At 72.0% G+C, this 8,103-nt stretch carries 7 protein-coding genes and 2 pseudogenes; 5 read left to right on the forward strand and 4 right to left on the reverse strand.

All coding sequences use genetic code 11. The features are described from left to right. From ALMP_RS23955 to pip, 3 genes and pseudogenes are all read left to right on the forward strand, one after another. Positions 1–210: pseudogene (locus ALMP_RS23955) on the forward strand (Cmx/CmrA family chloramphenicol efflux MFS transporter); the annotation flags it as partial. 112 nt (positions 211–322) lie between these two features. Further along, positions 323–1,015 carry a uracil-DNA glycosylase gene (locus ALMP_RS23960; protein WP_264931555.1) on the forward strand — a complete coding sequence of 231 codons (693 nt, stop codon included), beginning with the start codon at positions 323–325 and terminating at the stop codon, positions 1,013–1,015. 37 nt (positions 1,016–1,052) lie between these two features. Continuing rightward, positions 1,053–2,006: a prolyl aminopeptidase gene (gene pip / locus ALMP_RS23965; RefSeq protein ID WP_264931557.1), complete on the forward strand. Its 954-nt coding sequence runs from the start codon at positions 1,053–1,055 to the stop codon at positions 2,004–2,006. 39 nt (positions 2,007–2,045) lie between these two features. Here the strand turns inward: pip and ALMP_RS23970 are convergent, their stop codons facing one another. Together ALMP_RS23970 and ALMP_RS23975 are read right to left on the reverse strand one after the other, a co-directional pair. After that, positions 2,046–3,518: a LamG domain-containing protein gene (locus ALMP_RS23970; protein ID WP_264931559.1), complete on the reverse strand. Its 1,473-nt coding sequence runs from the start codon at positions 3,516–3,518 to the stop codon at positions 2,046–2,048. A gap of 69 nt (positions 3,519–3,587) precedes the next feature. Further along, on the reverse strand, positions 3,588–4,262 hold the full coding sequence (locus ALMP_RS23975) for a GntR family transcriptional regulator (protein WP_264931560.1): 675 nt from the start codon (positions 4,260–4,262) through the stop codon (positions 3,588–3,590). Positions 4,263–4,444: 182 nt separating this feature from the next. Between ALMP_RS23975 and ALMP_RS23980 the strand changes: the two genes are divergently transcribed. Continuing rightward, entirely contained in the window at positions 4,445–5,923 is a 1,479-nt protein-coding gene (locus ALMP_RS23980; protein WP_264931561.1) for an NCS1 family nucleobase:cation symporter-1, read from the forward strand. Positions 5,924–5,928: 5 nt separating this feature from the next. After that, entirely contained in the window at positions 5,929–6,648 is a 720-nt protein-coding gene (locus ALMP_RS23985; RefSeq protein ID WP_264931562.1) for an aspartate/glutamate racemase family protein, read from the forward strand. Between the two features lie 109 nt (positions 6,649–6,757). On the opposite strand, the gene ALMP_RS23990 is transcribed toward ALMP_RS23985, so the two are convergent. Both ALMP_RS23990 and ALMP_RS23995 read right to left on the reverse strand, forming a co-directional pair. Then, entirely contained in the window at positions 6,758–7,693 is a 936-nt protein-coding gene (locus ALMP_RS23990; protein ID WP_264931563.1) for an N-acetyltransferase, read from the reverse strand. A gap of 65 nt (positions 7,694–7,758) precedes the next feature. After that, positions 7,759–8,103, reverse strand: a pseudogene (locus ALMP_RS23995) (hypothetical protein); the annotation flags it as partial.

The following is an 8,103-nucleotide window of genomic DNA, read 5'->3' on the forward strand; positions in this document are numbered from 1 at the left end:
CCCCCCGCCATGGCCGGCTCGTATGCGACCGCGGCACTCAACGTGGGCGCCGCCGTCGGACCACTCGTCGCCGCGACCACCCTCAGCACCGCCGCCGGGGACCTCGGGCCGCTGTGGGCAAGCGGGTTCCTGGTCGCTGTCGCGCTGCTCATCGCGTTCCCCCTCCGCACAGTGATCGCTACTGGCCGCCGCGCCGAGGTGCTCCAGTGACGCATGCGAACGCCCCCTTGAAGATCCGGGGAGCGCTCGCCGGCGTGTGAGGCATCGCGCGGGCAGGGGGAGGGCCCGGTCGGTCGGTGCGAGCCGGGCTTACCGTGGAGGCATGGACGCCCTCGCCGAACTGGACCGGCGCGTGGCCGGCTGCCAGGCCTGTCCTCGGCTGGTGGCCTGGCGCGAGGAGGTGGCCCGTACCAAGCGGGCGGCCTTCGCCGACTGGACGTACTGGGGGCGTCCGGTGCCCGGCTTCGGTCCGTCCGACGCCCGGCTGCTGATCGTCGGGCTCGCGCCGGCCGCGCACGGCGGCAACCGCACCGGCCGGATGTTCACCGGCGACCGCTCCGGGGACGTGCTGTACCAGGCGCTGTACGACGTGGGGCTCGCCTCGCAGCCCACCGTCGTGTCCGCCGACGACGGTCTCACCCTGTACGGGGTGCGGGTGACCGCGCCGGTGCACTGTGCGCCGCCCGCCAACAAGCCCACTCCGCTGGAGCGGGACACCTGCCGGCCCTGGCTGGTGCAGGAGCTGCGGCTGCTGCGGCCGACGTTGCGCGCGGTCGTCGTGCTCGGTGCCTTCGGGTGGCAGGCGGCGCTGCCCGCGTTCGCCGAGGCGGGCTGGGCGGTGCCGCGTCCTCGGCCCGTCTTCGCGCACGGGACACGGGTGTCGCTCGACGGCCTCGACCTGTTCGGCTGTTTCCACGTGAGCCAGCGCAACACCTTCACCGGCCGGCTCACCCCGGAGATGCTGCGGGAGGTGCTGCGCACGGCGGCCGGGGCGGCGGGGCTGCCGGGCCACTGAGCCGTCCGGGCCGCCACCGGGGCGCTACGGTGCGGTGATGGGCTTGTATCCGGAGATCGAACCGTATGAGCAGGGGATGCTCGACGTCGGTGACGGCAACCGCGTGTACTGGGAGACCTGCGGGAATCCTGGCGGCAAGCCGGCGCTGGTGTTGCACGGAGGTCCGGGGTCAGGTTCCTCGCCGTACTTCCGGCGGCTCTTCGACCCGGCCGCCTACCGGATCGTGCTGCTCGATCAGCGTGGCTGCGGCCGTTCCACCCCGCATGCGAGCGCGTACGACACGGACATGGGTGCCAACACGACGGCTCACCTCCTGGCCGACCTGGAGTTGCTGCGCCGGCGGTTGGGGGTGGAGCGGTGGCTGGTGTGGGGGCTGTCGTGGGGGTCGGTGCTGGCGTTGCGGTACGCGCAGACGCATCCGGGGGTCGTGAGCGAGCTGGTGCTGACCGGTGTGGCGACCGGGTCGGACGCCGAGGTGGAGTTGTTGACGAGAGGGCTGGGGCGGATCTTCCCGGAGGCGTTCGAGAGGTTCCTGGCGCCGCTGGCGGAGAGCGAGCGGGGCGGCAGCCTCGCGGCGGCGTACGGGCGGCTGCTGGCCTCGCCGGACCCCGGGGTGCGGGAGCGGGCGGCACGGGCGTGGACCGACTGGGAGACGGCGACGGCACCCGCGCCGCCGGGTTCCGTGGAGGAGTTCGAGGACCCGGTGTTCCGTATGGGCTTCGCCCGTACCGTGACCCACTACTTCGCCAACGGCCATTTCCTGGGCGAGGACGGTGTCGTCCTGCGCGATGCCCCTCTGTTGGCGGGGATCCCGGGCACCCTCGTGCAGGGCGGCCTCGACCTCGGAAATCTCCTCGGCACGGTGTGGCGGCTCCACCACGTCTGGCCCGGCAGCGAGTTGGTCCTGGTCGGCGGCGCGGGACACGACGCGGGCACGGAGGGCGTGTTGGAGGCGCTGGTGGCGGCGACGGACGGGTACGCCGTGCGCTGAGTCCGGGCGGGCCCGGCCGTCGGCGCACGGCCCTGGCCGTCACAGGATGCGGGCCGCCGAGATCGGGCGCTGGTCGAGGGTGTACGCCTGGCCGCTGTTGACGCTCCACCGGTAGCGGCAGAACTCGCCGGTGGTGTTGTCGGCGTAGAACATCATGTGGCCGATGCCGACGCCCTCGAAATTGCTCACGTCGTCGACCATGCGGGTGTCGGGGTAGGGGGCGTAGGAGGCCTTGCCGTACATGCCGTGCGGGTCGGAGGTGCAGTCGATGACCTCGACGGCGTACTGCGTCTCGCCGGTGTAGGTCATGTTGGCGGTGTGGACGCCCTTGATCTGCCGGACCATGACGATGTGGCCGGTGTTCTCGGGGTCCTGGCCGTTGTAGTCGACCGAGACCAGGTCGCCCGGCTGGAGGTCGGTGACCCTGCGGACGCGCTGGAAACGCGGGCCGGCGGTGCCGTTGGTGAAGGCCTGTCGGTAGTCGGCGGCCTCCGGGATGGTGTCCTGGAAGTACTGGGTGAAGTAGGCGTCGGTCGCCCAGCCGTAGGTGTGCTTCAGCACCCAGGTGAGGAACGAGGAGCAGCGGGCCCGGGCGATCCAGCTCGCCAGGTCGTCGGGTGTGCCCCAGGTGACCGTGGAGCGGGCGTTCATCAGGTAGACGTTGTTGAGGCCGGCCGTCCGGCCGCTGATCACGGAGACCTCGTCGGCGCTCAGGGCGCGGCCGTAGGCGCGTACGTCGTCGACGGCGCCCTTGAACCGGTTGACGTACCCGCCGTCCCAGCGGGCGCGGCCTATGTTGAAGCCCTGGGTCGCGGCCCACGACAGGGTGGCGTCGGCGCTGCCCTCGAGGACGCCGTCCACATAGAGGTGGACGCGGGTGCCGTCCCACACGCCGGTCAGGTGGGTCCACCGGCCGAGGGTGACGGCGCTCGTGGCAAGGGCGGAGATCTTGACGCTCTGGTCCGCGCTGCGCACCTTGAACGCCCAGGTGCCGGCGGTGTCGTCGTACTGGAGGAGGAAGCGGCTGCAGCTGGTGCCGTCCTGGCTGACGGCGGTGTACATGTTCGCGAGGTCGGCCGGTCCCTGGGGGTCGTCCGGGTGCGCGAGGCGCACCCACGCGGAGACCGTGAAGGGGGCCGTGGTGTCCAGGACCGAGGCGGTGGCGGCGTAGGCGCCGGACGTTCCGTCGAAGCTCAGGTCGCCGCCCGCCCGCAGGGTCGTCCAGCTGGTTCCGGTGCCGAGGGTGACGGGATGCTCGCGTCCGGAGCGGTCGGCGCCGGAGCGGTCCAGCGGCCAGTGCCCGGCCAGCCCGTGGGTGAGGTGGCCCGCCGCGAGCAGCCGCTGGTAGTGCACCATCCGCTCGGCCTCCGCGAGGTGCGGTACGCCGACCGGGGTGAACGGGGTGTCCAGTGGCGCGTCCGCCACGGCCGTCCCCGCGCCGCCCAGCACGCCGGTCACCGCGCCCGCGCCCACGAGTGCCGCTCCGCTCAACAGCCCACGTCTGCTGACCATGTTTCCTGTCTCCGTCCCGTTCTGTGCCGGTTGCTCTTTCGGATGTGTGTCCGAAAGGGTCGGCAGAGTCTAGGCGGTGGCAGGGCCGGAGGGGTCGCCGAACAGATGGCGAACGGTGGACCGGTAGTTGGCCTGTACGTGGCGCAGCGCGTGGGCGCGGGCCCGGTCGGGGTCGCCGGAGGCGATCGCCTCGTACAGCTCGCGGTGTTCGGTGAGGAGTTGGGGCCACTCCTCGTTCTGCCGGGTCAGCCAGCGCAGCCGGCCGTCGACGGGTTCCATGACGGAGATCAGCAGGCTGTTGCCGGCCAGGGCGCGGATGCGGTCGTGGAAGCGGGTGTTGATGTCGGTGATCGCCTCGGCGTCACCGGCGCGGGTCGCCTCGGCCGCCCGGTCGAGCAGCTCCCGCAGCTCCGCGAGGGCCTCCGGGGTGGCGCGGGACGCGGCGAGTCCCGCCGCGTACACCTCCAACGCCTCGCGTAGTTCGAAGAGTTCCCTGACGTCGGTGGGGCTCAGCCGGCGTACGACGGTGCGGCGGGGGGTCTCGAACAGTACGAAGCCCTCGGCGACCAGGGCGCGGATCGCCTCGCGGACCGGGACCCGGGAGACGCCGAACCGCTCGGCCAATTCGCGCTCGACGAGCCGGTCGCCGGGGCGCAGGCGGCCCGCGATGATCTCCTGCCGCAGGGTGGCCAGGACGCGCTCGCGGACCGCGCCGAGGGGTTCGGTCTTCGCCGGGGAGCTCATGACTGCCATCTTCGCCGATGCGAGGGGGCTTTTACGGAGCCGTAACGGGCCGGACATCGGTCAGAAGGCTTGACGGCGGGACCATGTCCGCAGTTTGGTATACCAAACGACGCGCCGAGCGGTCCTCATGGCCGCAACCCTCCTCCGTCCCCTCGCTCCCCGCCCCGTGTCATGGAGGTCCCGTGTCCCTCGCCGACCGCGCCGAAGCCACCGGCGCCCCAGCGTTCGTCCCCGATCCCCGGCTCACCAATGAAGATCTCGCCCCCGCCGACAAGCGCAACTGGAAGGTCTTCGACCTGTTCGCCCTGTGGATGTCGGACGTCCACAACCTTGGCAACTACACCTTCGCGGCGGGCCTGCTGGTCCTCGGCATGAACGTCTGGCAGGTGTTCACCTCCCTCCTCGTCGGCTTCGTGCTCATCTACATCGGCATGAACTGGATGGGGAAGATCGGCCAGCGCCACGGCGTGCCCTTCCCCGTCGTCAGCCGCATCAGCTTCGGCGTCTGGGGCGCCAACATCCCCGCCCTGATCAGAGCCGTGATCGCCATCATGTGGTACGGCATCCAGACCTACCTCGCCTCCGTCGCCGTCAACGTGATGCTGCTGGCGGCCTGGCCGGGACTGGAGTCGTGGACGCACAGCTCCTTCCTCGGACTCGACGCCCTCGGCTGGATCTCCTTCGTCTCGCTCTGGCTCATCCAGGCGCTGATCATCAGCCAGGGCATGGAGTCGGTGCGCAAGTTCCAGGACTTCTGCGGTCCCGCGATCTGGCTCGTGATGATCGCCCTGGCCGTGTGGGTCCTGGCCAAGGCCGACTGGACCATCTCCCTCACCTCCACCCCGCACCCCGTCCCGGTGGGCGAGCAGTGGCGGCAGTGGTTCGGTGCGATCGGCCTGATCCTCGCCACCTACGGCACGCTGATGCTGAACTTCTGCGACTTCTCCCGCTTCGCACCCGACTACCGGACGGTCAAGCGCGGCAACTTCTGGGGCCTGCCCATCAACTCCACCGCCTTCGTCGTCGTCTCGGTGATCGTCACCGCCGGCTCGCTGGAGGTGTTCGGCGAGGCCATCACCGACCCGGCGGAGCTGGTCGCCAAGGTCGGCAACACCTGGGTGCTCGTGCTGGCCGCGCTGACCTTCGCCATCGCCACCATGGGCGTCAACATCGTCGCCAACTTCGTCTCACCCGCGTACGACCTCGCCAACGTCTGGCCGCAGCGGATCACCTTCAAGGTGGGCGGCATGATCAGCACGGTCGCCGCGCTGGTGGTGACCCCCTGGAACCTGTTCTCCAACCCGACGGTCGTCAACTACTTCCTCGGCGGCCTCGGCGCCTTCCTCGGCCCGCTGTTCGGCGTGATCATGGTCGACTACTACCTCGTCAAGCACGGCCGCATCGACGTGGACGCGCTCTTCGACGCCCGCCCCGGCAGCCGCTACTACTACCGCAAGGGCGTCAACCCCAAGGCCATGTGGGCGTTCCTCCCCGCGGCCGCGGTCGCGGCGGTGCTCGCGCTGGTGAAGACGTTCAGCGACGTCGCCCCGTACTCCTGGTTCATCGGTACGGGCCTCGCGGCCGGCCTGTACCTCGTCCTGTGCCGTGGCGAGCGGGCAGCCGGCTCCGCGGCCGCCCCCGAGAAGTCCGTGGAGGTCTGAGAAACGTGCGGATCGTCGTCACCAACTGCAACACCACGCAGGAGATGACCGCGGAGATCGTACGAGGTGCCCGGGCCGCAGCAGGCCCGGGCACCACCGTGACCGGGCTGACCCCCGCCTGGGGGCCCGAGTCCGCGGAGGGCTGGCTCGACAGCTACCTCTCGGCCGCCGCCGTCCTCGACACCCTGCGCACCTACGACGGCCCGCCCTACGACGCCGTCGTCATGGCCGGCTTCGGGGAACACGGGCGCGAGGGCGTACGGGAGCTGGTCGACGTACCGGTCGTCGACATCACCGAGGCGGCGGCCCACCTGGCCTGTCTGCTCGGCCGACGGTACGGGGTGGTCACCACCCTGGAGCGGTCCTGCGGCCAGATCGAGGACAGCCTGGAGCTGGCCGGCGTCGGCCGCAACTGCGCCGTCGTCGTCGGCACCGGCCTGGGCGTCCTCGACCTCGGGGACCCCGACCGCACGGAGGCGGCCTTCCTCACGGCGGCCGAGCGGGCCCGGGAGGCCGGCGCCGAGGTGCTGGTGCTGGGCTGCGCCGGGATGACGGGACTGCAACGCGCGGTGGAGGAGAAGCTGGGCGTCCCCGTCGTCGACGGCGTCGCGGCGGCGGTGAAGCTGGCGGAGGCGCTCGTCGGAATGGGGCTGCGCACCAGCCGGGCCGGAAGCTTCGCCGGCCCGCTGCCGAAGCGGAGGACATGGGGACCGCCGACCGCGTGACAGCGGGGGCCGGTCGGGCGTGACCGGTCGGCGGCCCTGCGCCGCCACTTCTTCCCGGTGCCCCTGCGCTGATCACCCCCCCGTTCCCGCTGTCCTGAGCCCCCGGTGCTCACCCGCGCGGCCTGCTCTGCGCCATGCCCTCGCCGCCGTAAGGGCTCTCCACCCGCCAGCCGCCGTCCCGCGCCACCCGCTCGAAGACGCCGATCCGATAGGCGAGGCCCTCCGGCTCACCGATGTCGCACCACCGGTGGGCCCTGGCCCACTCCTCCTCTCCCCGCACCAACGGCCGTCCCCGCACGGCCAGATGCAGGGCCAGCGTGGACAGCGCGTACACGCGCACGGCGTCGCGGTCGTCGCCCGCCCGCCGGTACTGCGGGGTCTCCCGCAGCCGCAGCCGCCCGCCGTCGCTCCCGGCGACCAGGAGCGGGACCATGTCCCCCTCCGGGCCGGCCGTCAGGAACACCACCTCCTCTCCGACGTTCTCCCGCACTTCGTACCGGGGCAGGTACGACAGCCGGGCCAGCCCCAGCGTGTGCTTCCACGACGTCACCCACAGACCGCGCGCCAGGTAGTAACGGACCGTCGGCTGCCAGGTCCAGTACGTCTCCAGGCGGAACCCGCTCAGCCCTTCCGCGCGGCAGGCCTCGTACACCGTGTCGAGCGCGGCCGAGGCGAGGCCGGCGCGCCGGGCGACCGGGTGGACGTAGAGCGAGGAGACGTGCAGCGCTCCGGCACCCAGCGACCAGGTGTCCACCGCGACGGTCCCCAACGGGTCGCGCGGGCTGCCCGGCGGACAGATCCAGTACCGCCGGCGGTGGTCGTCGCCGTGCCGCTGCTCGCGCCCGGACGCCCCGAGCCGCAGTCGCCACTGCCTCTCGGTCGCCACGGTGAGCGAGTCCGGGTCGACACAGGTGCCCTGGGCGCCCTCGATGAGCGAGGCGAGCTCCCACAGACCGAAGCGGCGGCCCTCGCCGAACCCGACGGGACGCAACCGCGGGCAGGCCGTCAGGCGCTCGTGGACACGCTGGGCTTGATCATCCCTCATGCGCCCGGAGCGTAGGGACGTCACCGCCCGTCCGCCCGGTCCTGCCCGTGCTTCCCCCGCGCATGTCATCCGCGCGGTGGACCGCACTCCCGCTCACGCAGCTGCCGTTCGCACTCCTGTGCAAGGTTCGGGTACGCCTCGGAGATGGCCGCGTAGACCCTGCGCCGCAGCAGCTCCTCGGCCGCCGCGCGGCCCGCGCCGCCGTACAGCTCGCCGAGGATCTCGGTGCAGCGGGTCAGCCGATGGCACAGGTAGTCGACCATCCACCGGTCGAGCGCGTCGGACCCGGTGCCGTCGGCCGCCGTCGCATCCGCCGCGCGCCCCCGCCGGGGCCGCCCGTCCCGGCGCCGGCGGTGTTCGACGGCGAGCGCCGCCAGCCGGTCCGGGGCGAGCCTGGGCACGTCCAGGGG

The sequence above is a fragment of the Streptomyces sp. A012304 genome (assembly GCF_026008495.1).
Classification (GTDB): Bacteria; Actinomycetota; Actinomycetes; order Streptomycetales; family Streptomycetaceae; genus Streptomyces.

Bases quoted from the DNA above. Each gene is read 5' to 3' on its own strand.
- ALMP_RS23960 (WP_264931555.1), top strand. From the start codon at position 323: ATGGACGCCCTCGCCGAACTGGACCGGCGCGTGGCCGGCTGCCAGGCC.
- pip (WP_264931557.1), top strand. From the start codon at position 1,053: ATGGGCTTGTATCCGGAGATCGAACCGTATGAGCAGGGGATGCTCGAC.
- ALMP_RS23970 (WP_264931559.1), bottom strand. From the start codon at position 3,518: ATGGTCAGCAGACGTGGGCTGTTGAGCGGAGCGGCACTCGTGGGCGCG.
- ALMP_RS23975 (WP_264931560.1), bottom strand. From the start codon at position 4,262: ATGAGCTCCCCGGCGAAGACCGAACCCCTCGGCGCGGTCCGCGAGCGC.
- ALMP_RS23990 (WP_264931563.1), bottom strand. From the start codon at position 7,693: ATGAGGGATGATCAAGCCCAGCGTGTCCACGAGCGCCTGACGGCCTGC.